The following is a 25,998-nucleotide window of genomic DNA, read 5'->3' on the forward strand; positions in this document are numbered from 1 at the left end:
ATATGGAGGGTGTGCATTGCGGCTAATGGTAGGTCTGCTAATCAGCTTAAGGGCACTATTGTGACGAGACGGGCGGTCGCTCCGCGAATAGTGACTAGACGCATAAAATTTACGCCGTGATGATGAACTGCACGATTACGTACAGCCCGTGCTTTTGTATAGAGCTTTCTCCATCGTGACCATCACGCAAAGAAAATCACGGAGCCACAAAATTGCAGTGTTTGAAGGCTTTGAGCTAGCTAACGAGTACACTGTGATGAATTATCTGAAGGTTATTCAAATGCGATTCGATACAATCATTTGCTATGCTCGATGCCAAAATTGATAGACGGGTAATGATCAAAAGAGGGGTGTAATGTAAAAACAATTAATATAAAATATAGATATTATTACAACACAAGATTTATTCGATTTATAAATATCATAAGGTGTAAAAGAGAGAATATCTGAAAAAAAATAAAAAATTACAACGACTATTAACATATAAATATTGACTTAATTTACTGTTTATGCTAATTTAAAGTCACGGTTTAAAAAACAAAAACCTACAACCTTAACAATTAAAGAACCTCTTGTTATCCGGGCGATAAATGAAGTTGACGGAAAAGCAGGTAACGGCACGCAGCCATCGCGGTGATAAAACAGAGATGCTCTATCTCGCAGTTGAGCTGTTCTTATGGCGTTACCTATGCTCCGCCAATACGGTAGGTCCTCTATCTACTGGCGTTGTAGCGCGCGAAAAAAGTACTATCGCGCTTGGTCAATCCTTGGTACGCTGCTTTGAGCGTAATAGGGAAGCTACCAAGCGTGATGTGGAAACTGTCGCAAGGACCTATGCTCCACATAGTGGAGCGGTCAGTAGCCACGAGCGGTTAGTGCGGGCGACCCTAATAGTTGTTTATAAAGGTGATTCGCTTATTTTACGCACACCGCTCACGGCTCCAAACAACCTTACTCAGATAATAGTGTATGATAAATACATGCTAGCAAAAATTATTGCTACAGTAACACTATTGTCGCTTGTTATTCTCTCTGCTCTGTTTCAAGTTACATCGCCATCTAGCGTTCATCCGCTAGTAATATTGGTGGTGTTTATTTTGATATATTTGGTTGCGCTCGGAGCGCTGACATTTTTCTTACACAGCATACAGTCCATTATCACATCCATAGGCTATTCTGGAACAAGGGTCAGTCTACGACGCTCTTATTATTTCGCTTCGGTGCTCGCACTCGCTCCTGTCATTCTTCTAGCGATGTGGTCGATAGGTAAACGAGATATCTACGGCATACTACTCGTGGCTTTATTTGAAGCGGTCGCTTGTTTCTATCTTGCAAAACACCGCTAAAGCCATACTCTTTTTATATTGTCTATGGTATAATTTAACAGATATGGAACCAAAGCAAGCAGCGCCAACTGGTGGGTATGAGCGACCCCTTGTATCTCAAGAGGCCGCAGGGAGCCAACCTGTTTATGATGCCGAGCTGGGCTCACATGGCATGGTTGAACAGAGGGGTGAACGAAATCATGAAGGATTACCGTTATCTCCCGAAGCCCCGTCAGTGCCAGTACAAGCCATACCTTCTTTGCCGATTCCGCTGCCGGTAGTAGATGACACAGTACAGACGACAAATCTGACGGCGAATGACGACAGTGGCTTGGTCGCTGCAGATGATGACTTGATTGAGAAAGAATGGGTAGAAAAAGCCAAAAAGATACTCCTTCAAACGAAGGATGATCCCTATAAACGCGAGCAAGAAGTTAGTAAGCTCCAGATCGAATATATACGCAAGCGCTATGGGCGTACAATTAGCGATGCAGGACAGTAATGGGTAGTTCGTTGAATGTTTTTATAACGATGTTTGTTGTTGCAAGTTTTATTATTGCAATCTCGGCAATAGCGTTTTTGATGTATCGTAAAACTCTTCGAGAGGCAAAAAACTATGAACGGGGACTAAAGATGGTGCCAATTATGATCCATTTGCCCCCCGCAAGTGACGATATCGAGGTAAATAGTCGGGATAAACGCGATGTTACAGAGGAAGCGCTTTCCCAGGCGAATGTTATGTACAACATAATCTCCAGTACGGCTACTAAGGGGTTTAAGAGTAAGATTTACGGCCAGCGTCACTTATCATTCGAAATAGTCGCTCGCAACGGATTAGTCTACTACTATGCCGTGGTGCCTGTCGTATTGATTGACGCGGTAAAGCAGTCAGTGGCGGCCGCCTATCCGTCGTCTCGACTCGAAGAAGTTTCGGAGCACACGGTCTTTAGCCAAGTTGGAAAATTGAGCGGCACGATTGGCGGAGAGTTCACGCTTAAAAAACATTTTTCGCATCCAATAGCAACTTACACTGAGTCCAAGCGTGATGCTTCTCGTGCCCTTCTAAATGCTCTCTCTGCTGCGACGCGTGAAGATGGAATTGGTGTACAAATTCTGATCCGTCCTGCTCGCGAGAACTGGACATCAAGCTCGCGCAGGGCTGTAGAAAAGATAAAAAAGGATCGAGCAACTGGAAAAACGGCTCACGGTGGTTTTTTTACTCTTAGAGATATGACTGAAGCATTATGGCGTCCACCTAACCCTGCCGAAAACCACCCTACAGAGCATACGGTGAATACGCAACTTACTGCACTTGAGCAACAAGAGATTGATGCAATCGAGGAAAAAACGCGATATCCTGGCTTTGAGACGTTAGTGAGAGTGGTAGTCTCATCAAATACCGCAGCGCACGCGCAGGTACTCCTGAAAAATGTCGTATCGGCCTTTTCGCTGTTTGATTCACCAAACAATAATGGGTTCTCGTTTTCGATTTCCAAAAATATTGATGAACTTGTGTCCGCGTATGTATTTCGTTTTTTCCCCCAAACCCTATCAAGCAATATTCTGAACAGCATTGAGCTGGCCTCAGTTTTTCATTTGCCAGACCAAGATAGTATCCCTACATCCCAGGTGCAGCGGCAGATGAGCAAGCAGGTTGATGGTCCCACGCAGGTCATGGAAGAGGGGTTGTTACTGGGCTATAACGAATTCCGTGGGGTCAAAAAACCGATTAGGTTGGGCGATAAAGACAGGCGCAGGCACATACACATAATTGGTCAGACAGGTGTCGGTAAATCTGTATTACTAGAGAACCTTGCGTATCAGGACATGATGGATGGACGAGGATTCGCATTTATTGATCCTCATGGTGACTCTGTCGAGGCGCTTCTTAGCAAGGTGCCGAAAGAGCGCGTAGAAGACGTCATCTACTTTAACCCGAGCGACATGGCGAATCCGACGGGGCTTAATATGTTTGAATTTGATCACCCAGATCAAAAAGATTTCTTAGTCCAAGAGGCGATCGCTATGCTCTATGGTTTGTACGACCCGGGACACACCGGTATCGTGGGACCACGTCTCGAGCATATTTTTCGTAACTGTGCGCTACTCCTTATGAGTGATCCAGCGGGTGGTACGTTTATTGACATTCCAAAGCTTCTTGTGGACGAGGAGTTCATGAAGAGTAAATTAAAATATGTTACTGACCAGCAAGTTCTCGACTTTTGGACAAAAGAATTTCCGGCATCGCAACGTTCGAGTGAGGCGGGTGAGGTAATAAGTTGGGTAGTATCGAAGTTTGGGCCGTTTATTAGTAATGATGCAATGCGGAATATAATTGGTCAGACAAAGAGTGGATTTAATATTGCCGAGGTGATGAACAATAAAAAAATTCTTCTCGTTAACCTATCTAAAGGGAAAATGGGTGATCTTAACTCTAAGCTGCTGGGTATTATATTCGTAATGAAGTTTCAGGCGGCTGCGATGGCTCGTGCAAATATGGCAGAAGAGGAAAGGAAAGACTTTACACTTTTCGTCGATGAGTTCCAGAACTTTGCGACCGATAGTTTCGGGACTATTTTGTCGGAAGCTCGAAAATATAGGTTGAGCTTGGTGCTTGGTAACCAGTTTATGACACAGCTAAAAGAAGATTTAAGAGAAGCTATTATTGGAAATGTCGGGACAACAGTGACTGGTCGTATTGGTATCACTGATGCGGAAATTATGGTAAAGCGCTATGCGGCCGCATTTGACGCGGAGGATCTCACTAAACTTCCAAATCACGAATCGGTGGTTGTGGCACAGATACAGGGTGTTCCGTCTGCTCCCTTTAGCATGAGCTGGATACCGGCGATGGGGCAGGCAAATCAGCAGCTAAGTGATGCACTGAAGCGACTTTCGGCGGCAAAATACGGACGCCCAAGAGCTAAAGTTGAGCAGGAGATATTTACCAGGTTAACCGTGAAGAAATCTCTTTCACCACAAACTCCCGGAGGTTTACCTACAATGTCGGGTGCCCCCGGAGTTGCCGGTATTCCCGCAGCAACATCGGCTTCGTCCGGATCCTCATTTCTTGATGAGTGGCTGGCAAAGCGGAAACAACTTTCGACTGCACCGGCTTCACAGACTGCTGCGCAGGCAGCTTCTATCGCGAATCCCGTTACAAATACTATCGACACCACCAGCAACGGGCAGGTATTGACCGCTTCACCATCTATACAACAAGCAAGCCAGCCGGTCATTCCCGCTACTGGCGTAGTAGAATCCGATAAGCTGACGCTCCGAGGTGGAGATGAAGTGGCGTCTAATGAGGTATCAGTAAAGATTCGTTAGAAAGGCGTTGCAATGAGCGCAAGCGAGCGCTAGCGTCTTCCTGTCACCATTGTCTTTAAGAAGTCAAATACAAGACCAACAATCCACCCAAGCAGGAAGAACATCATCGTTTCACTACCGGAAAGAGGATAGCCATTCATTCTGCCTACAAGATAAAACCCCAGAGTGAATAAGAATGCAAAGAAGGCACCAGAAGCGACTGCGTTTGGACGCGCGACAGTTGATCCAAGTGTCTCGCTGATCTTTTCTACTGTAGGGTTATGAATAACTTTGCTAAACGTGCGGCTTGAGTTTGACATGTGTGTCCTAACATCGTCCATGGTAGACTCAAAGCTAGCTTCACGCTCTTTCTTTGAAATAGCACCGGGACGTCGTTCTACGCGAGACACTTCCTCTTTGGGTTCCTTCTCGTGAGCACTACTTGAGGCACTTTCGAGCGCTTCTTTGCGAGCGGTTTCTTGATTGCCTTCATGACCTTTCTCGGCGGATAAACGTTCTCTTTCGTGAGCTAATCTCTCGTGATGAGCTGTTTCCTCGAGTTGTGGGGCTTCATGCTTAGTTGCTTCGTATTGTTCTGGATTCTTTTCAATTTTATTCATACACCACCTCTAGATTTGTTTAAAGATATATTTATTAGATAGTACCTGAGTTTAGCTCGCGACGAATGAGACGAACCTCTTTTTTCATCTGGCGTGAACGTGCATAGAAATAGGATACAACTGCCAGTATAGATCCGGCAAAGAGCATATTCTCCGCGGGACCAGTGTGTGGGAGCTGAGATACTGTTTGCTCGATAATTTTTTTCTGAACAGGACAGTCAACCGAGATATCAACTGAGTTGCCAAAGGTATTTGTTATCTTACAATCGTACGATGTTTTGTCGCTGACACCTTCTCCCATCGCGGGGATGGTATTAAACACTTGGACGGTGAACATGCGAGTCTGTTTTTCTCCAGGCTTTAGGGTAATGGTCGGCCACGTCAAAACTTTATTTGACAAAGTACCACTGCCGTTATCGATGACGCTTGAATATTCGAGGACATCACTAAGTTCTTCGCGAATTGATACAGATGTGGGAGCGAGTCCCTTGTTTTCTATATTGAGGCTATACACGACTCTATCAGATGGTTTTGCGACGACACTTGTCGCGTCTTTACCCTGGGTAGTGTTTTGGGCAGTCTTTGTTTCTACCAGTGAGGCTTTGCATTTTTGATCCTTAATCCAGAGAGTTGCATCTCCCGGACATGGTTGACACTCTGGGTCACTTTTTAGCAATGACGGGTTTTGTGGACACTTTTCGGGGGCAGCAATGTGAAATGTCTTCGTACAATCATCTCCCCGCATCTCACCCAGAGAGGTTTGTACTACTAACTCAATCGTATAGTCGCCCTCTACTCCCTTTGAATCGAAGACGTATTGATTGGTGTCTGAAGTAGAAGATGCAGGATGGGTTTCCACTACTATACCGTTTCTCTTAATGACGTAGGTATATTTGGCGATAGTTGCACCATGATCAACATAGGCTTTCCCATCGAGCTGATAAAGGTTATTTGCGAGGGGAGTAACCGAAAGACGCTCACATCGTGCCACGGGCTCATACTTACATCTCGCATCATCGGCGGTGATGGTGGTTTTACCCGGTATAGTACACATCTTTGGTGGGGGTGTGCAGTTTGGATAGGTACCTACCGTTCCGGCGGGACATTGTGGAGGTGGGGGAACTGTTTTTGTTACTAGGTTTCCACATACTTTCATTAGGCCGAACCAGCCTAACTTTGCCGAATATCCTACGTATATATAATAGTTTGATCCTGATGGAGCACTATTCCAAAGGGTCAAGGGCCGATTATAGTAGGTACGCATTGCCCCAGACGATGTCTTAATAGTGTATGTCCGTTCTCCCTGGGCGTAGCTAAAGTGGCTAGTTAGTCCCCAGCTGATAAGGCCATCACGTTTTGAATTAAGATATTGCAATTTTGCCGCCGCCATCTCCTGGCGGGTAATACCTAGCGTATTATAGAGGTCGCGTATATTGTTGGTATTCGCATCGTAGTGATTTAGATAGTCCTGTAGACTAGTGACGCCGCCATAAATGAAGTTTGATGGGCTGGATGCATTTGCTGATTCGGGAGGTGAAAATACCGCAAATGACTGTACAACGAGTGCGAGTACAGTAAAAATAAGCCCTATGCGTCGGGTCGTTTCTTCTTTTCGTAGCCTTTTTGCGTAAAACCCAAGCTGACCGACGAGAGCCGGGCTAAATGCGATGTTTGATATTAGTTTTCTAAACATGGCGTCACCTGTTGTATGTTTATATTTAGGAATCATATACTTCTTTCGTGTGTATTTTAGCATAAGAAATATGTTCAAGACAATACCTTGAATGAACAATTTTTTTTATGGTATAATGGAGCTATTGTAAAACAGCTGAATTGACCGAAGTGAGGGGAGAATGGCTAAACAAAAAGATGACGGCTCTTATGATGGCTCACAGATTCAAGTTTTAGAGGGGCTTGAGCCAGTCAGAAAACGCCCGGGGATGTATATTGGGAGTACCGGATATGACGGTGTCCACCACCTTATTAAAGAAATCGCAGATAACTCAGTTGATGAAGCTATCGCGGGTTATGCAACACGGGTCGATGTGAAAATCCTTAATGACGGTGGTATCACAATAACAGATGATGGACGTGGTATACCGGTGGACAAGCATCCCAAAACGGGTGTTAGTACGCTGGAGACGGTGCTAACAGTCCTCCATGCGGGTGGTAAGTTTGGCGGTGGCGGCTATAAAGTATCATCTGGCCTTCATGGAGTAGGCTCGAGCGTTGTTAACGCGCTCTCGTCTCGACTCTGTGCTGAAGTGGTAAAAGACGGTGAACTCTATCAGATCACTTTTGAACGCGGCAAGGCGCTAGAGCCGCTCAGGAAACTTGGAAAAACCGATAGACCACAGGGAACATCGATTACTTTTTACCCAGATCCCGAAATATTCAAAGAAACGATAGCTTTTGACTACAAGTGGGTTGTAAGCTATCTCCGACATCAAGCATATCTAACCAAGGGCGTCTATACATCAGTCCATGACGAGCGTACAAATGAGAAGCAGGCGTTTTATTTCGAAGGTGGTATCAAAAGCTATGTAAAAAATCTTAACATTGGTAAAGAAGTGTTGGGCGATAGTGTCTTCTATGTCGAACGCCAAGTAGAGGACTCGATGATTGAGGTTGCTGTCCAATACAATGACAGCTTTGTCGAGATTATACGGCCGTTTGCGAACAACGTCTTGACACCAGATGGGGGCACTCATTTGATTGGTTTTCGTGCTGCACTTACGAGAGTAATAAATGATTATGCTCGAAAATCGGGTCTACTAAAAGAAAAGGAAGAAAACCTGTCTGGAGATGATATCCGTGAAGGTTTAACGGCCGTAATTTTAGTCAAACTACCTGATCCTCAGTTTGAGGGACAAACCAAGAACAAACTTGGAAATCCCGAAGTTCGCCGTTATGTTGAGCAGGTAATGAACGAATACTTCGCGTATTATCTCGAAGAGAACCCTGAGGTTGCAAAGAAAATAGTTGGGAAAGCACTTTTAGCCGCCCGTGCCCGTAAGGCCGCCCGTGCTGCTCGCGATAACGTATTGCGCAAGGGTGCACTTGATGGTATGGGGCTTCCAGGAAAGCTATGGGATTGCTCGAGTAAAAGTCCTGCAGAGAGCGAGATTTATATCGTAGAGGGTAACTCAGCTGCGGGCTCAGCCAAAGAGGGGCGTGACAATCGTACTCAGGCAATACTTCCTCTGAGAGGAAAGGTGCTGAATACTGAACGCGCGCGACTCGATAAGATGTTCGCCAATAAAGAGATCGTGGCCATGATTCAAGCGTTTGGTGTTGGGATTGGTGATAGCTTTGATATTAATGGACTTCGCTACCACAAAATTATTATTATGACCGACGCTGATGTTGACGGTAGCCACATTTCAACCCTGTTACTAACATTTTTCTTCCGCTACATGAAAGAGATCGTCGAAGGTGGGTATGTCTACCTGGCAAAGCCGCCACTCTTTAGCATTAACAAGGGTCAAAAAAAGCAATATGTATATGATGAACCGCAGCTTGATGAAGCGCTTGAAGCAACAATTGCTGACAGAAAGATGCGTGGTATCGCGATTGACGAAAACGAAGATCGTATGAAGCAAGCCGGTGTCACTGTGTCACGCTTTAAGGGACTCGGTGAAATGGACGCCGAACAGCTGTGGGATACAACAATGAATCCTGAAAATCGCGTGCTTATAAAAGTAAATGTCGAAGATGCCGAGCGTGCCGATGCGATTTTCACAAAACTTATGGGTGATGATGTATCGCTTCGCAAAAACTTTATTCAGTCAGAAGCGAAAAATGCAAAGCTCGAAGAGCTAGATATTTAGAGGTGAAATATGGAAGACGACATGACGACAAATGTACCAACAAGTGACGATGATATGAGCCTTGATACTCCTGCTGAAGTGGCAGGCATCGAGCATCGAACTATTGAAAAGGTAATGGAGGACAGCTTCTTCCGTTACTCGATGAGCGTGATTATTGACCGCGCACTGCCAGATGTGCGTGATGGATTAAAGCCAGTTCATCGCCGCATTCTTTATTCTATGAATGTCAATAACAACCGATCGACCGCAAAGTTCGTGAAAAGTGCGCTTATCGTCGGTGATGTTATGGGAAAATACCATCCGCATGGCGATAGCGCCATCTATAACGCGATGGTCCGCCTTGCACAACCATGGTCACTTCGCTACCCACTCATTCAGGGACAGGGAAACTTTGGTTCAATGGATGGCGACGAACCAGCAGCGATGCGTTATACAGAAGCGCGTATGGCGAAGCTTGCCGATGAGATACTCGTAGACATTGATAAAGAGACGATCGATTTTCGCGACAACTACGATGGCTCACGCCAGGAGCCAGTTGTGCTGCCCGCGAAAGTTCCGAACCTACTGCTAAATGGCCAGATTGGTATTGCCGTGGGCATGGCGACAAATATCCCTTCGCACAACCTTAGTGAGCTTGTTGATGCCACGGTTGAGCTGATCGATAATGATCAAGCTACAACAGATGATCTGCTAAAACATGTTAAAGGCCCTGATTTCCCAACTGGAGCGACAATTTATGGTGGCGCGCCTATGCGCCAAGCGTACCAGACGGGGCGAGGCAGTGTGATGATGCGCGCTGTGGCAGATATTGTCGAGACGAAAAAAGGTAGGCACCGGATAGTGGTTACAGAGGTTCCTTATGGTGTCAACAAAGCTTCTCTCATCGAAAAGATTGCTGAGCTAGTCAAAGATAAAAAGTTAAATGGAATTAGCGACCTTCGAGATGAAAGTGCTCGCGGTGCAGTGCGGGTTGTTATTGAGCTCAAGAAAGACGCTTACCCTAAGAAGTTACTCAATCAGCTTTACAAGCTAACGCCGCTCCAGACGAGTTTTAACTTCAACATGCTTGCGTTGATCGATGGCGTACAGCCTCGCATCTTAGGCCTTAAAGAAATGCTCGAAGAGTTTGTAAAGCATCGACAGCATGTCGTGCGCCGGCGCACCGAATATGAGCTTCGTAAGGCACGTGAGCGTGCACACATTCTGGAAGGTTACAAGATAGCGCTTGACCACATAGATGAAGTGATCAAGACAATCCGTGCTAGTAAAACTCAGGATGAGGCTGAAAAGGCCTTGATCGCCAAGTTTGAGCTAACTGAAATACAAGCTAAGGCAATACTTGCAATGCAACTCCGCCGACTCACGGGACTTGAACGAGAAGCAATTGAGAATGAACTGACAGAACTATTAACCATGATTAAGCGCTTCGAAGAAATCTTGGCTGACGAGAAAGAAATTCTCGCGATCATAAAATCAGAACTGCTTGAAATGAAAGATAAGTACGGTGATGAACGTCGTAGTAAAATTATCAACCATGAGCTTGGTAAGTTTAGTGACGAGGAATTAATCCCCGAAGAGGAAGCAGTTGTGCTTTTGACAACAGAAAACTACATTAAGCGTACACTACTCACAGAGTATCGTCGTCAGCATAGGGGCGGTAAGGGCAAGCGCGGTATGACAACAAAGGAAGAAGATGTCATTGCCCAACTCGTATCGGCAAGCACGCATGATTGGTTGTTGTTCTTCACGAACAAAGGGCGAGTATTCCGTCTTAAGGCGTATGAAGTTCCAGCAGCAAGTTTGGCGGCAAAAGGTGTAGCAGCGGTAAACTTACTCCAGCTTCAGCCGGAAGAGAAAATCACTTCAATTATCAATCATGCCAAAGATGCTCCAGATGACGGCTATCTCTTTATGGCGACGACAAAAGGTACTGTTAAGAAAACACCGCTTAAAGACTACGCAAATATTCGCACTAACGGACTTATCACTATCAAACTGGATGATGGGGATGAACTGCGATGGATCAAACAAACATCGGGTGAGAATGATGTTGTGATATCCACATCAGCCGGGCAGGCAGTGAGGTTTAACGAGTCCGAGTGTCGACCAATGGGACGTGCCGCAAGAGGTGTACGAGGTGTCAGGCTTAGGCCAAATGACATAGTTGTAGGTATGGATGTGGTCACCGTTAGTGAACAAACGCTGCTCGTCATCAGTCAAAACGGGTACGGAAAGATTACAAAAGTGGCAAACTTTCCGAGCCATAAGCGGGGAGGGGTGGGAATAAAAGCCGCTGTTGTAACAAATAAAACGGGACCTATTATCACTGTTCAAACACTAGAAGCAGGAGCGAATGAAGCACTACTCATTAGTCAGGGTGGACAGACGATCCGTGTTTTGTTAAGTGATATCCCGACACTTGGTCGAACTACACAGGGAGTGCGTATAATGCGCTTGTCCGAAGGGGATGCTGTTTCTTCAATCGGCATTATGCAAGAAACCGAACTGTCTCTCGATGGAGATCAAGAGGAGAAGGGATAAGCCTATATGGAACAAGTCATCTCACCATATATACTCGCCATCATCGCTGCATGGGTGCTGGCACATATCATAAAATACGGCATCGCCTGGCTTAAGGGGAAGCAGCTCGATCTAACCCACCAGCTCTTTATCTCAGGTGGTATGCCGAGTTCACATGCTGCTACTTCAGTTGCGGTTTGGACTGTTGTCCTGCTGAAGGAAGGGTACCGCTCGGCGATTTTTGGATTAGCTACGCTGGTGGTACTAATCGTATGCTATGACGCTGTAAAGGTACGGCGTTCAGTTGGTGAACAGGGGAATGCAATCCAAGAGATCATCAAGAAAACAAATATCAAGGTAAACGTACCTCGTTCAGCTCAAGGTCATACCCCGCTTGAAGTAATCGCAGGGTCTTTGTTGGGCTGCGTTATTGGGGTGCTCGTGTTTGTCTTTACAAAATAAGATATAAAACACTCTTGACGCGATATGCTATCTGCGATATGATGGTTTGAGTCTGGTCGTGGGTAAGCGATAAACAACTAATGGAGTTGAACAGATGCGAGAGTTATTTAACAATTTGGTTGTGCAATAATCATCGTCAGTCTATTTTGAGTAGACGCTTCTTTTTTATCTGAGATAAAGCAGAAGCATCTTTTATGGAGAGTTTGATCCTGGCTCAGGATGAACGCTGGCGGCGTGCCTAACACATGCAAGTCGAACGGTAACAGGTTCTCACTATGCTTTTGAAGTTTTCGAAGGTTTAGTGAGAATGCTGACGAGTGGCGGACGGCTGAGTAACGCGTGGGAACGTGCCCCAAAGTGAGGGATAAGCACCGGAAACGGTGTCTAATACCGCATATGATCTTCGGATTAAAGCAGCAATGCGCTTTGGGAGCGGCCTGCGTCGGATTAGGTTGTTGGTGAGGTAATGGCTCACCAAGCCGACGATCCGTAGCTGGTCTGAGAGGATGACCAGCCAGACTGGAACTGAGACACGGTCCAGACTCCTACGGGAGGCAGCAGTGAGGAATCTTCCACAATGGGGGCAACCCTGATGGAGCAACGCCGCGTGCAGGATGAAGGCCTTCGGGTCGTAAACTGCTTTTATAAGTGAGGAATATGACGGTAACTTATGAATAAGGATCGGCTAACTACGTGCCAGCAGCCGCGGTCATACGTAGGATCCGAGCGTTATCCGGAGTGACTGGGCGTAAAGAGTTGCGTAGGTGGTTTGTTAAGTAGGTAGTGAAATCTGGCGGCTCAACCGTACAGGCTATTACCTAAACTGGCAAACTCGAGAATGGTAGAGGTCACTGGAATTTCTAGTGTAGGAGTGAAATCCGTAGATATTAGAAGGAACACCAATGGCGTAGGCAGGTGACTGGACCATTTCTGACACTGAGGCACGAAAGCGTGGGGAGCGAACCGGATTAGATACCCGGGTAGTCCACGCTGTAAACGATGGATACTGGCTGTTTGGGGTATCGACCCCCCAAGTAGCGAAGCTAACGCGTTAAGTATCCCGCCTGTGGAGTACGGTCGCAAGACTAAAACATAAAGGAATTGACGGGGACCCGCACAAGCGGTGGATCGTGTTCTTTAATTCGATGATAAACGGAGAACCTTACCAGGGCTTGACATCCAGGGAAGCACTGCGAAAGCAGCGTGTGCCTTTTGGAACCCTGTGACAGGTGTTGCATGGCCGTCGTCAGCTCGTGTCGTGAGATGTTTGGTTAAGTCCATCAACGAGCGCAACCCTTGTGAATAGTTGTATTTTTCTATTCAAACTGCCCCGGCAACGGGGAGGAAGGAGGGGATGATGTCAGGTCAGTATTACCCTTACGTCCTGGGCTAGAAACACGATACAATGGCTAGTACAATGCGCAGCAAAGCCGCGAGGTGGAGCAAATCGCATCAAAGCTAGTCCCAGTTCGGATTGGAGGCTGAAACTCGCCTCCATGAAGTCGGAATCGCTAGTAATCGCAAATCAGCAAGTTGCGGTGAATACGTTCCCGGGTCTTGTACACACCGCCCGTCAAACCATGAAAGTGACCAACACCCGAAGTCCGATTCGTCGGCCTAAGGTGGGGGGCATGATTGGGGTTAAGTCGTAACAAGGTATCCGTACCGGAAGGTGCGGATGGATTACCTCCTTTCTAGGGAGAAATATGCCTGGCTATCTTGAGAAATCATGGCCAGAGCTAGGTCGGTCTCGTTAATATGCAGAGCTTACATATTAATTTACCCTCGCACGTATGTGCAGGGCGAGACGAAAGTTCATTTTGTTAGACAAAACGATAGATGTTGCACAACCAAATTGTTAAATTAAAAAATCCCCCATAATAGGGGATTTTTTTGTGGATAGGTTTCCTATCTGTGAAAGAGACCACCAATGAGCATATTGAGAATAAGTGTGTGAAGGTTCAACATCGTTAAGAGTCCAATCCCACAACCTATAAGCCCCCAAAGTTTATACCGTTCATAGCTACTAACGCCGCTCCCCAAGTTGTCTGCAATCTGTCGATACCAAACTGTTAGTGCTGCGCCTGCCAACAAAATAAGAAACCCTATGCCGAACCATGTCCAACTAAATTCGTATGTCATATATCATAGTATACCACTTGTCATTTTAGGTAGTGTACTGTACTATGGACAGAGTTCGTTTCCAAATGGGGGCATAGCTCAGTTGGCTAGAGCACCTGCTTTGCAAGCAGGGGGTCCAGGGTTCGAGTCCCTGTGCCTCCACCAAGATAAGCGATGAATGATAAAATTGATCGTTTATCTTGGTTCCCTGGAATGAGGAACCACGCACCTAATATATGGGGTGAACCAGGCTTCGGTCTGGATCACTCCACCAGATTGTTTAACACTGACCTATGGGCGATTAGCTCAGCTGGTTAGAGCGCGTCACTGATAATGACGAGGTCGGAGGTTCAAGTCCCTCATCGCCCACCAGTTAGTGTTAATCAGTCATGTACTACGGGACGGGCGCTTAGCTCAGTTGGCTAGAGCATCTCGTTTACACCGAGAGGGTCGGGGGTTCGAGCCCCTCAGCGCCCACCAAAAGAAATACCCTATCCGAAAGGATGGGGTATTTCTTTTGGTGAGAGTCCTGAAAGGACTTTGAATACCCGAAGGGGGTTCGGTGGAGCGAGAAAGGAAACTCGTGCTTGCACGTGTCCCTTTCGAGCGGAAGAGCGAATAATGTGAGCGACCCTTGTGTTGGTTTTTAGTTCCAGGGGTCGCGGAACGTGACCGAGCCCCTCAGCGCCCACCAATCGGCAGTCTAATGTTTAAGTGAATAAGGAGCTAGCCTGAATACGAAGCTTGAGGTATCATTCTTTCATGGATACTTTCTATGTAGTTGCCGAGATGACGTATAAGGGTAATGATTTGGGAGTATCTGTCGATACAAACGCGTCAGATGGTAAGCAATCAAAAGCTTTTGTAATGATAGCCCTTGGCTTCCTGCTCAGGGTAGGATTAACCTTATCAGGAAAATATCAGAAAGAATATCTGAGGTTCATGGAGGGGGGAGTACAAGGGGTTCATGATGCCATGGACTATTTTGAGTACCAGTATTGTGCTGTACATAAAATCGATAGGGTAGGGGTTCTAGATGGACGTATAGCCAGGCCAGACCGAGAGATTAGTTTCTATATGCACGCAATTGAAGGAGGTTCGCACACCACAAAGTATCGCCAAGAAGGGTTCAGGGTTTTTGATAGACGCGTAGAACTAGACGCGCTTCTAGGGGCGTTATTGTTGGCGGATTATGTTTTTGCTCGACACTCCGAACAACCGTTATTTGCAGAGGATTATGACATCGCAATTAAATATCTAGCGTCCAATGTGGTACATAATCGATACAAAATGTCTGTCACCGAAGAGTTAAAACTGATCGACGAGATTGCATATGAGTTCTAGTCTGCATGTTTTTAGCTATTATCCAGGTATTTTTACAAAAATCCCTTGCAATTCTCGCAAAAAGCGAGTACAATAGACCCTTAGTAAGCGAATGTTCATATGAACCTCTGGCGATTTTGGTACAAAACAATCCGAAACGCGAGAGGATTTTTTATCGCGAAAATCACAACGATATTGCCCTGGACACGGTAGTTGACGGGTGGTACGATAGGCTGAGTTACGAAACCACCAACACCTTAAACGCAGACAAAATTACATCAAGCATAAGCACGATGTATAGAAATGTGCGCTTAAGATATGGGAGCACGAATCTTAACAATTTGATGATGTAAGAAATGAAAGATTGACGGTAATGATGTGGTTGTGAACAACAATTACTAGTTAAGTCAATGCATAAAAAGGTACTCAAGGGCACTGTAGTGGATGCCTAGACGTATATTACCGATGAAGGACGTGGAAGACTGCGATAAGCTTCGGGTAGCTGTCAACAAGCTATAATCCGGAGATCTCCGAATAGGGAAACCTAGCATGAGTAATGTCATGTTGCCCCTAACTGAATACATAGGTTAGTGGAGCGGGAACCAACTGAACTGAAACATCTTAGTAGGTTGAGGAAGAGAAAGTAAATAACGATTCTCGGAGTAGTGGCGAGCGAAACGGGATGAGCCCAAACCTTACAAGTTTTTGTCTGTTTACAGATAGATACGGCTGATAGGCCAATGCTTATAAGGGGTTGTGACATCACACAAGACCAAGTCAGAGGATTTAACCTTGGTTGAATAATCTGACTTGTGACCGAGCACTATCATGACTCGGGTAAGGTAAAAAATCAGCGTAGTTAGCAGAACAAGCTGGAAGGCTTGGCCAAAGGACGTGATAGCCGCGTATGCGAAAACGACGCTGACCTTATATGTGTGGTATCGAGTAGGGCGGGGCACGAGAAACCCTGTCTGAATCCGGGAGGACCACCTCCCAAGGCTAAACATAATATACGATCGATAGTGAACTAGTACAGCGATGGAAAGGTGAAAAGAACCCCGGGAGGGGAGTGAAATAGATCCTGAAACTCAGTGCCTACAAGGAGTCGGAGCCGGCTTGTCCGGTGACGGCGTGCTTTTTGTAGAACGATCCAGCGAGTTACTTTTTGTAGCAAGGTTAAGCCATTTGGCGGAGCCACAGTGAAAGCGAGCCTGAATAGGGCGATTTAGTTACAAGGAGTAGACCCGAAACCGGGTGACCTAACCATGAGCAGGCTGAAGCTACCGTAACAGGTAGTGGAGGGCCGAACCGTAGTCCGCAGCAAAGGGCCCGGATGACTTGTGGTTAGAGGTGAAATGCCAATCGAACTCGGAGATAGCTGGTTCTCCTCGAAACAGTTTTAGGACTGGCGTTGCGTAGTAGCACGTGGGGGTAGAGCTCTGTAAAGGACTGAGGGGAGCAATCCTACTCACCCTTAACAAACTACGAATACCATGTGTGTAAGCGCGGCAGTTAGAACGGCGGAGCTAAGTTCGTCGCTCAAAAGGGAAACAGCCCAGACCATCAGCTAAGGTCCCTAAATTTACGTTAAGTGGGAAACAAGGTGAGATTTCTTAAACAGCTAGGATGTTGGCTTAGAAGCAGCCATTCATTTAAAGAGTGCGTAACAGCTCACTAGTCAAGAGATCTTGCGTGGAAAATGTAACGGGGCTAAACGTAATACCGAAGCTATGGATTTGTAGCAATACAAGTGGTAGAGGAGCGTTCCTATCTGCAGTGAAGCAGTGCTGTGAAGCATTGTGGAGCGTTAGGAAGTGAGAATGCTGGAATGAGTAACCATAAGATAGGTGAGAATCCTGTCGGCCGTAAGAGCAAGGTTTCCTGAGCCATGGTAATCATCTCAGGGTTAGTCGGGCCTAAGCCGAGGCGCATAGCGTAGGCGATGGACATCAGGTTAATATTCCTGAACCGGCGTAGTTTGCACACTGTTCACGGTGAGATATTCGAAGCGGATTCATGGTATGTATCCGTCCAACCTAGGGGGAACCCGATGGGAGTGAAAGTTATCCTTTGGATGACAATTTTGGAAAAGGCGCTGGCTAGAAAAGCAGATGTGCGCGTGACTATGTCCGCCCGTACCGCAAACCAACACAGGTGCTCGAGTCGAGTAGACTCAGGCTTACGAGAGAACCTTCGCTAAGGAACTCGGCAATACAGCGACCGTAACTTCGGGATAAGGTCTGCCCCCACTTCGGTGGATATGTGCCGCGTACACCTCACGCGAAAGTATTTGAAAAACAAGGTTAAATCGTGTAAGTGTAATGACTTACACATGAGTACGCGCTGTATCTTTGGATATAAGCGTCGAAAAATCCTTTTTTATGAACCAATATTTTTTACTGAGATAGAGCAATAATGATTTTTAAAGATCGGCTTGTTCTTTTGTACGCGAACTTCACACATCTAACGATGTGGGGGCCGCAGCAAAAGAGCCCACGGAACTGTTTATCAAAAACACAGGTCTCTGCTAACACGAAAGTGGATGTATAGGGGCTGACTCCTGCCCAGTGCTGGAAGGTTAAGGGGAGCGCTTTACGGTGCGAACTGAAGCCCCAGTGAACGGCGGCGGTAACTATAACCGTCCTAAGGTAGCGAAATTCCTTGTCAGGTAAGTTCTGACCCGCACGAATGGAGTAATCATGTGGGCACTGTCTCAGCGAAGGACTCGGTGAAAGTGCATTGGCGGTAAAGATGCCGTCTGTCCATACCAGGACGAGAAGACCCCATGGAGCTTTACTACAGTTTTACATTGATCCGGGTTACACCATGTGTAGCATAGTTGGGAGGCTTTGAAGCAGATACGCCAGTATTTGTGGAGCCGCAACGTGAAATACCAACCTTGTTGTGATCTTGATCTCACGTTGGCCGTTATCCGGTCAGCGGACCGTGTATGATGGGTAGTTTAACTGGGGCGGTTGCCTCCTAAAGAGTAGCGGAGGCGTTCAAAGGTTGGCTAACTTCGGATGGAAATCGAAGTGATAGTGTATGCGCACAAGCCAGCTTGACTGTGAGGAGTACATTCCAATCAGAGACGAAAGTCGGAGCAAGTGACCCGCTGTATAGAACTTTGTTCATTGAATGTGGGATCGACAGCGCACACGGATAAAAGTTACCCTGGGGATAACAGGCTTATAGCGCCCAATAGTTCACATAGACGGCGCTGTTTGGCACCTCGATGTCGGCTCATCACATCCTGGAGGGGGAGCACCTTCCAAGGGTTCGGCTGTTCGCCGATTAAAGTGGTACGCGAGCTGGGTTCAGAACGTCGTGAGACAGTTCGGTTTATATCCGGTATGGACGTCAGGAAATTTGAGAGGATCTACCCCTAGTACGAGAGGACCGGGGCGGACGCACCTCTGGTGTACGGATTGTGGCCACCTGCTGCATTGTCCGGTAGCTACGTGCGGACTAGATAAGCGCTGAAAGCATATTAAGCGCGAAACTAACCTCAAGATTAGATTTCCCTATGAGGACACAGAGAGACTATCTGTTTGATAGGTGCAAGGTGGAAGTATGGCAACATATGGAGCCGAAGCATACTAATAGTCCCATTGCCTTTTTATGTTCTTATTTAGTGAAAATTATCGCTTGCGATAGTGACGCTAAATAAGATAGACTTAACTAGTAATTGGTGTTCATACACCAACGTTCAATCTTTCACAAGTTACCGTGTCTATGTCATTGACATCGAAATAAGGCTTTTCCCAGGTTGCCCTGCGCTGGAACCTCAGAGGAGCAAAGCCTTATTTCGGTGCCCATGGCGATGAGGAAATACCTGTTCTCATTCCGAACACAGAAGTCAAGCTCATCAGCGGCGATTATACTGCCACAAGTGGGAAACTAGCACGGTGCCGAATTTTCAAGAAGACCTCCGAAAGGAGGTTTTTTTGTAAATTCGCTTCTTTTGGTATTTCTGCTTTTGCGCAGGATAAACCCGACGGCGGATAAAACAAGGAGATGAGCGAAAAGAAAACTTGTTTTCTTTTCCGAGACGACGCAGTTTTACATCTTTGCAAAGCAAAGGTATTATACTGCCACAAGTGGGAAACTAGCACGGCGCCGAATTATGCATAAAGCCACCCGAAAGGGTGGTTTTTGCGTGGGCCTACTAGAATGCCTGATACCGTCAGAGTGCTAGCATGAAAGACTGTTTCTAAGAGGCTACCGAGGTGGCGGGATGTTGCAATGGTGTGGTAGGTCAGCAAGGGAGCATTGACTTTATGAGACGTTTATGATAAGATTGAAGTGTAATTTAACTAGGAAATAAATATTCAAATATGTCAACTAACGTAGAGCATCTTCATACTACGCGCTCGTTGTCTTTGAAGCTTGCCGAGGAGCTTCCTCCGTTTGAGGTGGGAGATTTATCGGGGTTTCAGAATCGTGCTACATGGGGGACGCTTGAACGTGCTCTTGCTGATCAAGATTGTGAGCAACTTGTTTTGGCTATAGAGGAGTTTAAGAGGCGCTTGACGGGAGAAGAAAATTCAGTAAAGTGCATGGAGCTCGCAGTGATAATAGCGATGAGTGAAATGTATGAGCAACGAGTCCAGCGCTTGGATCCTAGCCTGAAATTAATGACTAGCACGGCTGGGGCAATCAACACACTTCGTACCCAAATACTTGATCCAGTCCCTGGCTCTAAAGACGAATCGTATGACTTTGAGCTGCAAGTACTAGAAGAGCTGTTAAACCACGGTATATCTGCATATATGGCATCGCCTCGAGAAGAACAGAGCCAGTATTCTGCCTACAATCATGATTTATATATCTTATCGGGCACAAAAAAGGTTCCTATTTCCGTAAAAATTGGCGGCAAAAGCACTTCTAAATATGCCGGTGGTGTACGATGTATCAGTAAAAAACGGGTAGCTAGCGACGCAGGAGTGTGGGCTCATTTGCTTAAGCAAATCCCAGAACTCGCGAGTTTCGGTGCCATTGCTAGGTAGACTCGCTATTACCTAGACAAATACCCCGACAATCGACGGGGTATTACTTGATGGTGGATTCTCGGATCTCGCAGGAAGCGAGAATCCATGTTGTGGTGAACTCGTAGTTTTTTGATCAGAGTTCAAACAGGTGCCTATATATAATATCGCACAGCAAGCATAAGTGCAACAGTTATTTCACCATAAAAATAATATCTGTAACCATTGACATTTTGTATCGTTTGTGCTAATATAGATACATACACATCTCAGATGTGAGGTAAAGCGAGGGTTTTGGCGCTCCTAATCAGGGGTCGCCGGAGCCCTTATTAATTTGCCCGTTGGGGCAGGGAGAAGCTTGAAATGGCTGGAACAAAAGCTGGCGGCCTGAAGGCTGCACAAAAGAACCTTGCAAAAGACCCTAATTTTTATGCAAAAATTGGTCGCAAGGGTGGTCAGAATGGCCACACTGGTGGTTTTGCTGCAAACCCACAACTCGCTCGTATCGCGGGCGCAAAAGGTGGACGCATTTCACGTCGCACAAAAAAGACAGTAGCAACTGAAAAGTAAGCCACTGGACAAATAGGAGTCGAAATAGACTAAAAAACGTTCGTTAGCGCGAACGTTTTTTAGTGCTATATCGCCTTAGGGCACAGGTTCGCGCTTCATTGACGCGCCATTCATGCTGACAGGCGGCGCAGCGGTAGTGATTTGACGCAGCCTGTAGCCCGGTTGAGTTGCAGTGAGGACAGAGAGAACGACTATGTAGCCAGTCTCTATAGGTATCAAGTGACTCCTCGATGTCGGAATCATCGATGATGATTTGGTACATATCGGCGAGCTCTCGGGCTTTGTCCCAGGCGGCTCGTTCCATCTCAAGTAATTGTGTATCAGTCTGGTACCCTTGATGTCCTAGTATCGCATGGCCTACTTCGTGCAAGAGATACGCGTCACACTTGCGACGCGAGGGGTCGTAGGTGACGGTATGCGTGGAATAATCCCAGCCAAAAGTCGTTCCCTTGGTGAAATTAAGGGGATTATCTTTACTGGCTTTGAGCTGCTCTATCAGCCAGGAAGTCTTTGCCATAATAGTAACATCCGTAAATTACTGCCTGTTCTGGGTGTTGAGCCTGGACAAACTTGGGGCAGGGGATATGAGGCGGCAGGTGCTCGCGTAATATATCGACCAGCATATCGCCGTAGCGATCAAAATAGGTTCCGACGCTTCCGCCAATAATAACGATGTCCGGCTGAATAATGGGGATAACAGCGAGGAAACCACGGCTAATGCGATCGGAGATCTGATGCCAGGTGCGTTTGCTGGTGATATCTCTTGCATATTTTTTGTAGGTCTTGACAATGGCATGGCCGGAGGCAAATGATTCCCACTGCCGGACCTTACCATCATATTCAATCAATGCGTGACCAGCTTCGCTGTTGCGCAGGCCTGGATCGATACGTCCATTAGTAATAACACCGGTTCCGATACCTGTACTGATGGTGACATAGAGCGAGCAGGTAGGAATCGGGTGTAGGCTCCGTGTCTCGGCTAGTCCTGCGAGCTTGGCATCATTTTCAATCAATAGCGGTACATCTGGAAGGATATCGTGGAGCATTTTGGCAATGGGTACATCTATCCAGCCGCTTCCAATATTGGGGCACCATACTGCAACCCCGTCTTTCACGACGCCAGGTAGTGCCAGTATAATCGCATCGACTTTTTTTTGTCCGTATTGTTCACGCACAACATTCTTTAAAGTAGTTGCATATTCCTTTGGGTCTGCTGGTGTGGGGTATTTGATCGACTCTCCCATTTTGCCATCACTACCAAATGACGCCACAAGAGTTTTTGTCCCACCCGTATCAATTGTTATCAACATATTTCCAGTGTAGCATAAAAAATAAATTGCCTTTTACTCTCAAAGAGGATATAATAATGAGCAATAACTTGAGAGGTGCATATGACACGGTTACGACAGCAGGGTTCGGTTCTCGGATATGTGCTGGTGGGGGCGACATTAGTAGCATTATTAGTAGCGGGTATTTATTTTATCCGTCGAAATACCTCCGCGGCGGTAGTTGCGCAAAATACTAACCAAACAGCTTCGAGCGATCAATCTACCTCGACGGGTCAGGCATCTACAAACAGCGATAACCAAACAAATCAGACAACAGGCAATACCCAGAAGAGGGAGGAACAAAAAGCTCAGGATCAGAATGCCGCAGCTGCTGCTGAGAACAAAACGAATTCACCCGCTACCGATTCATCACAGACCACAAGTGGGACGTCATCATACTCGAGCACAGGTGGTTCATCCTTGCCTCATACCGGCCCCGCGGAGGATATGTTTGCTGGCATTCTGGGTGCTGGGTTGTTAGCGGGTTCTGTGACGGCCTATCGACGTTCACGTGCCATACTCTAGACTGAGAGCGCTCACTAGTGTACAATAAGAGATGAGTCTTGGGCGAGCATTTTTTTGCGAGCACTAAGAAAATAATAGCAACTATAAGAGAGGAGTTTTGGTGAGTTCGTGCTCTTTTTATAGAGTGACGGATTTCATTGATAACTTATTTATGGCAACAAAAGCCACTATCACAATGGATGACCTGCTTGCGGGTGACAGCGTTAAACAACTTACTGCAGGTGAGGTAGTAATCGGACATGTTCTTACGGTCCGAAAACATGAAGTATTGATTGATCTTGGAGCACAGGGTGTCGGTTATGTGCCCCGCCGTGAAGTTGGATTTAGCCGTCAGTTGAATATCGGCGACGAAGTGACTGCCAGTGTGGTAGATGCGGAGTTGGACAACGGTTACAGCTTACTGAGTCTGAGGAAAGCTGCAAAGGATCGTGGCTGGGAAGAAGTTCAGGCAAAGATGGATGAGGGAGAGATCATCGAAGTAGCCCCTTACGATGCAAATCGCGGCGGTATGCTTGTCGAATACGAGGGCGTACGTGGTTTCTTGCCAGTATCGCAGCTTTCTGCTGAGCATTACCCACGCGTAGGAAGTGCCGACAAAGATGAGATCTTAGCTCGCCTTAATGCACTCGTTGGTCAATCTTTGAAAGTAAGGATTTTGGACTGCGATCGAAAAGTAAACAAACTCATTTTTAGCGAGAAAGAAGCGATTAAAGATGGGTTAGCAGCTCGATTTGAGAAGTTAAAGATTGGCGATACGGTTAATGGCGTGGTGACGGGTGTTGTAGATTTCGGAGCATTTGTGAATGTCGATGGCATTGAGGGGCTCGTGCATATTTCTGAGATCAGCTGGGAGCGTGTCAATAATCCAAGTGATTATGTGAAAGTTGGTCAGACAATCGAAGCTAAGATCATCTCAATCGATAAAGAACGACTTAGCTTGAGCATGAAGCAGCTCACAAAGGACCCATGGCTTGATGAGGTTGAAAAATTCAAGAAGGGCGAAAAAGTAGAAGGAACGGTCACGCGCATTACACCATTCGGCGCATTTGTGCAAATCAGTCCAGCAGTTGAAGCACTTGTCCATATCTCTGAACTAGGGAGTGGCAGTGATGTCGACCCAGAAAAAGTCTTTACGCTCAATGAACGCAAAGAGTTTGTTATTCTTGATGTCGATAAGGAAAATCGCAAGATTTCACTGAGTCTCGCCGGTAAAAAGAAATAAGCTTACGCATATATAAAATAGTTTCTTTGATAGAGACGGAAAGGAGAGCCATGAGCCAGCCAGAGAAGAAAACGCTCATTATCGCTGATTCAATCACGGTAGGTGAGCTGGCCGAAACGCTTAATCTTCCCGTGACACAACTTGTCGGAGAACTGTTTAAAAACGGTATTGTGGCGACAATCAACCAGCGCATTGATTTTGAGACCGCTACTATTATCGTGGGTGAGCTCGGTCTTGATGTGGAGCTGCAACGTAAACAGGTTGATACGACAGCAGTACAACGGCTTCATACTCCGTCGGAACGAGCTGTCGATCGACCACCAATCGTCGCAGTAATGGGCCACGTCGACCATGGAAAAACCTCATTGCTTGACGCGATTCTCAGCACTAAGACTGTCGCTGGTGAGGCTGGCGGGATAACGCAGCATATATCTGCGTATCAGACTGTGCGAAATAACCGACCTATTACCTTACTTGATACTCCAGGCCATGAAGCGTTTGCTGCACTTCGTCAGCATGGCGCAACACTTACAGATGTGGTGGTGATTGTAGTTGCGGCCGATGATGGAGTAAAACCACAAACAATCGAGGCAATTCGATTTGCAAGAACTGCTAACGCAAAAATTGTTGTGGCGATAAACAAAATCGACAAAGAAGCTGCAAATGTCGATATGGTCAAGGCGCAGCTAGCAAGCGAACACCAACTTAACCCCGAAGAATGGGGCGGTGATACGGTGATGGTGCCAGTAAGTGCAAAAACGCGCGAGGGGCTGGATAAGCTTCTTGATATGGTACTGTTGGTCGCGGATATGGAAGAACTACGAGCCGATGTTGATGTGCCGGCGGAAGGTCTTGTCATTGAAGCCCACATGGAAACAGGTCGCGGATCAGTAGTGGGTCTCTTGGTTGAACAGGGTATGCTGAAACCTGGACATTTCCTCGTTGCAGGAATCTCTTATGGAAAAGTCAGGACTCTGCTTGATTTTGCAGGGAAACCACTGAAGTCAGCGGGTCCATCGACGCCCGTGACAGTCACCGGGTTCAAAGTGTTACCACAATTTGGTGATGTGTTCACCACTGTAAAAAACGAACGTGAAGCGAGGCTGCTCGTCGAGAGAGCGCGCCAAGAGGCCGAAAAGTTTGCCGCCAGTACAAACGTAACTGGTGCTGATCTCCTAAAACTTATGACACAAAAGCACGACACCCAAGAGCTGAATGTTATCGTGAAAGCTGACGTGCAGGGTTCGCTGACGTCAGTAATGGATAGCCTACGTATGGTAGACACGGGTGGTGAAGTGAATCTAAGAATTATCGGTAGTGGGGTGGGTAATATCACCGAGAACGATGTTCGACTTGCGGGTAGTTCAAGTGCTATTATCTACGGATTTAATATCGAGTTGCCGCCTGCAGTGAAGCGACTTGCCGCAAGAGATAAAGTAGAGGTGAGACTCTATAAGGTGATCTATGAGCTCCTTGATGATGCGCGAAACACTATAGAAAGACTACTTGTGCCTGAAGTTGTTGAGACAGAAGTTGGTACGATGACACTGAAGGGTATATTTAGGACCGTAAGAGACGAAGTGATATGTGGCGGTGAAGTAACACATGGTAAAGTGACTACCGGCTTGCTTGTCCGCGCAAAGCATGCAGGTGATCAGCTCGCCGAAGTCGAAGTAGTGAGTGTGCAGCGACAGCAACAAGAAGCCAAAGAGGTGTTTGAGGGTGAAATGTGCGGGTTGAGTCTCAAGACTCACAAAAAACTCTCACTTGAGATCGGTGATACACTTGAGTTCTTTACCCGCGAACTCGTAAAACGTACCCTCAAATAGGGTACGTTTCTACGGAAAGACTTAGA

The 25,998-nt window shown here is 46.5% G+C and carries 17 protein-coding genes, 3 tRNA genes and 3 rRNA genes; 18 read left to right on the forward strand and 5 right to left on the reverse strand.

Translation table 11 applies throughout. From position 1 onward, the window contains the following. The first annotated feature begins 590 nt into the window (after positions 1–590). The 3 genes from L336_RS03500 to L336_RS03510 are packed head-to-tail and all read left to right on the forward strand — an operon-like array spanning position 591 to position 4,655. Entirely contained in the window at positions 591–1,346 is a 756-nt protein-coding gene (locus tag L336_RS03500) for a hypothetical protein (protein ID WP_015641839.1), read from the forward strand. A 43-nt stretch (positions 1,347–1,389) separates the two neighbouring features. Beyond that, entirely contained in the window at positions 1,390–1,827 is a 438-nt protein-coding gene (locus L336_RS03505; RefSeq protein ID WP_015641840.1) for a hypothetical protein, read from the forward strand. Continuing rightward, a complete protein-coding gene (locus tag L336_RS03510; RefSeq protein ID WP_015641841.1) occupies positions 1,827–4,655 on the forward strand; it encodes a type IV secretory system conjugative DNA transfer family protein in 2,829 nt (942 codons plus the stop codon). The genes L336_RS03505 and L336_RS03510 overlap by 1 nt, the downstream gene beginning before the upstream one ends. 29 nt (positions 4,656–4,684) lie before the next feature. On the opposite strand, the gene L336_RS03515 is transcribed toward L336_RS03510, so the two are convergent. Beyond that, on the reverse strand, positions 4,685–5,254 hold the full coding sequence (locus L336_RS03515; protein ID WP_015641842.1) for a hypothetical protein: 570 nt from the start codon (positions 5,252–5,254) through the stop codon (positions 4,685–4,687). A 34-nt stretch (positions 5,255–5,288) separates the two neighbouring features. Then, positions 5,289–6,947 carry a hypothetical protein gene (locus L336_RS03520; RefSeq protein ID WP_237738776.1) on the reverse strand — a complete coding sequence of 553 codons (1,659 nt, stop codon included), beginning with the start codon at positions 6,945–6,947 and terminating at the stop codon, positions 5,289–5,291. A 160-nt stretch (positions 6,948–7,107) separates the two neighbouring features. Here L336_RS03520 and gyrB point away from each other — a divergent pair, with 160 nt between their 5' ends. From gyrB to L336_RS03540, 4 genes are all read left to right on the forward strand, one after another. After that, the gene (gyrB, locus tag L336_RS03525) at positions 7,108–9,084 is read left to right on the forward strand and encodes a DNA topoisomerase (ATP-hydrolyzing) subunit B (RefSeq protein WP_015641844.1); all 1,977 of its coding nucleotides are present in this window, start codon (positions 7,108–7,110) and stop codon (positions 9,082–9,084) included. Positions 9,085–9,093: 9 nt separating this feature from the next. Then, a complete protein-coding gene (gyrA, locus tag L336_RS03530; RefSeq protein ID WP_015641845.1) occupies positions 9,094–11,625 on the forward strand; it encodes a DNA gyrase subunit A in 2,532 nt (843 codons plus the stop codon). A gap of 6 nt (positions 11,626–11,631) precedes the next feature. Continuing rightward, the gene (locus L336_RS03535) at positions 11,632–12,066 is read left to right on the forward strand and encodes a divergent PAP2 family protein (protein ID WP_015641846.1); all 435 of its coding nucleotides are present in this window, start codon (positions 11,632–11,634) and stop codon (positions 12,064–12,066) included. Between the two features lie 191 nt (positions 12,067–12,257). Beyond that, positions 12,258–13,760 (forward strand): 16S ribosomal RNA (locus tag L336_RS03540). A gap of 214 nt (positions 13,761–13,974) precedes the next feature. Here L336_RS03540 and L336_RS03545 read toward each other — a convergent pair. Beyond that, positions 13,975–14,208 (reverse strand): hypothetical protein, encoded by a 234-nt coding sequence (locus L336_RS03545; RefSeq protein WP_015641847.1) that lies wholly within the window; start codon positions 14,206–14,208, stop codon positions 13,975–13,977. 67 nt (positions 14,209–14,275) lie between these two features. Between L336_RS03545 and L336_RS03550 the strand changes: the two genes are divergently transcribed. The 8 genes from L336_RS03550 to L336_RS03590 all read left to right on the forward strand — a co-directional run bounded on the left by L336_RS03550 (position 14,276) and on the right by L336_RS03590 (position 21,068). Next, positions 14,276–14,352: transfer RNA gene (locus L336_RS03550), tRNA-Ala, on the forward strand. A 130-nt stretch (positions 14,353–14,482) separates the two neighbouring features. Further along, positions 14,483–14,559: transfer RNA gene (locus tag L336_RS03555), tRNA-Ile, on the forward strand. Between the two features lie 31 nt (positions 14,560–14,590). After that, positions 14,591–14,667: transfer RNA gene (locus tag L336_RS03560), tRNA-Val, on the forward strand. Between the two features lie 282 nt (positions 14,668–14,949). Continuing rightward, on the forward strand, positions 14,950–15,531 hold the full coding sequence (locus tag L336_RS03565; protein WP_015641848.1) for a hypothetical protein: 582 nt from the start codon (positions 14,950–14,952) through the stop codon (positions 15,529–15,531). Positions 15,532–15,925: 394 nt separating this feature from the next. Continuing rightward, a 23S ribosomal RNA gene (locus L336_RS03575) occupies positions 15,926–19,134 on the forward strand. Between the two features lie 183 nt (positions 19,135–19,317). Then, a 5S ribosomal RNA gene (rrf, locus tag L336_RS03580) occupies positions 19,318–19,427 on the forward strand. A 420-nt stretch (positions 19,428–19,847) separates the two neighbouring features. Then, positions 19,848–20,519: a hypothetical protein gene (locus L336_RS03585; protein WP_015641849.1), complete on the forward strand. Its 672-nt coding sequence runs from the start codon at positions 19,848–19,850 to the stop codon at positions 20,517–20,519. A gap of 342 nt (positions 20,520–20,861) precedes the next feature. After that, positions 20,862–21,068: a con-10 family general stress protein gene (locus L336_RS03590; protein WP_015641850.1), complete on the forward strand. Its 207-nt coding sequence runs from the start codon at positions 20,862–20,864 to the stop codon at positions 21,066–21,068. A gap of 43 nt (positions 21,069–21,111) precedes the next feature. On the opposite strand, the gene L336_RS03595 is transcribed toward L336_RS03590, so the two are convergent. Together L336_RS03595 and L336_RS03600 are read right to left on the reverse strand one after the other, a co-directional pair. Further along, positions 21,112–21,585, reverse strand: a complete 474-nt coding sequence (locus tag L336_RS03595; RefSeq protein ID WP_015641851.1) for a hypothetical protein — start codon at positions 21,583–21,585, stop codon at positions 21,112–21,114. Beyond that, complete coding sequence (locus L336_RS03600; protein WP_015641852.1) at positions 21,542–22,378, reverse strand: ROK family protein; 837 nt, start codon at positions 22,376–22,378, stop codon at positions 21,542–21,544. The genes L336_RS03595 and L336_RS03600 overlap by 44 nt, the downstream gene beginning before the upstream one ends. An 81-nt stretch (positions 22,379–22,459) precedes the next feature. On the opposite strand from L336_RS03600, the gene L336_RS03605 reads away from it, so the two are divergent. The 3 genes from L336_RS03605 to infB all read left to right on the forward strand — a co-directional run bounded on the left by L336_RS03605 (position 22,460) and on the right by infB (position 25,972). Beyond that, entirely contained in the window at positions 22,460–22,921 is a 462-nt protein-coding gene (locus L336_RS03605; RefSeq protein WP_015641853.1) for an LPXTG cell wall anchor domain-containing protein, read from the forward strand. Positions 22,922–23,072: 151 nt separating this feature from the next. Continuing rightward, positions 23,073–24,143: a 30S ribosomal protein S1 gene (locus L336_RS03610; protein WP_128817308.1), complete on the forward strand. Its 1,071-nt coding sequence runs from the start codon at positions 23,073–23,075 to the stop codon at positions 24,141–24,143. 50 nt (positions 24,144–24,193) lie between these two features. Then, the gene (gene infB / locus L336_RS03615) at positions 24,194–25,972 is read left to right on the forward strand and encodes a translation initiation factor IF-2 (protein ID WP_015641855.1); all 1,779 of its coding nucleotides are present in this window, start codon (positions 24,194–24,196) and stop codon (positions 25,970–25,972) included. The last annotated feature ends 26 nt before the right edge of the window (positions 25,973–25,998 follow it).

Source organism: Candidatus Saccharimonas aalborgensis, assembly GCF_000392435.1.
GTDB classification, from domain to species: domain Bacteria; phylum Patescibacteriota; class Saccharimonadia; order Saccharimonadales; family Saccharimonadaceae; genus Saccharimonas; species Saccharimonas aalborgensis.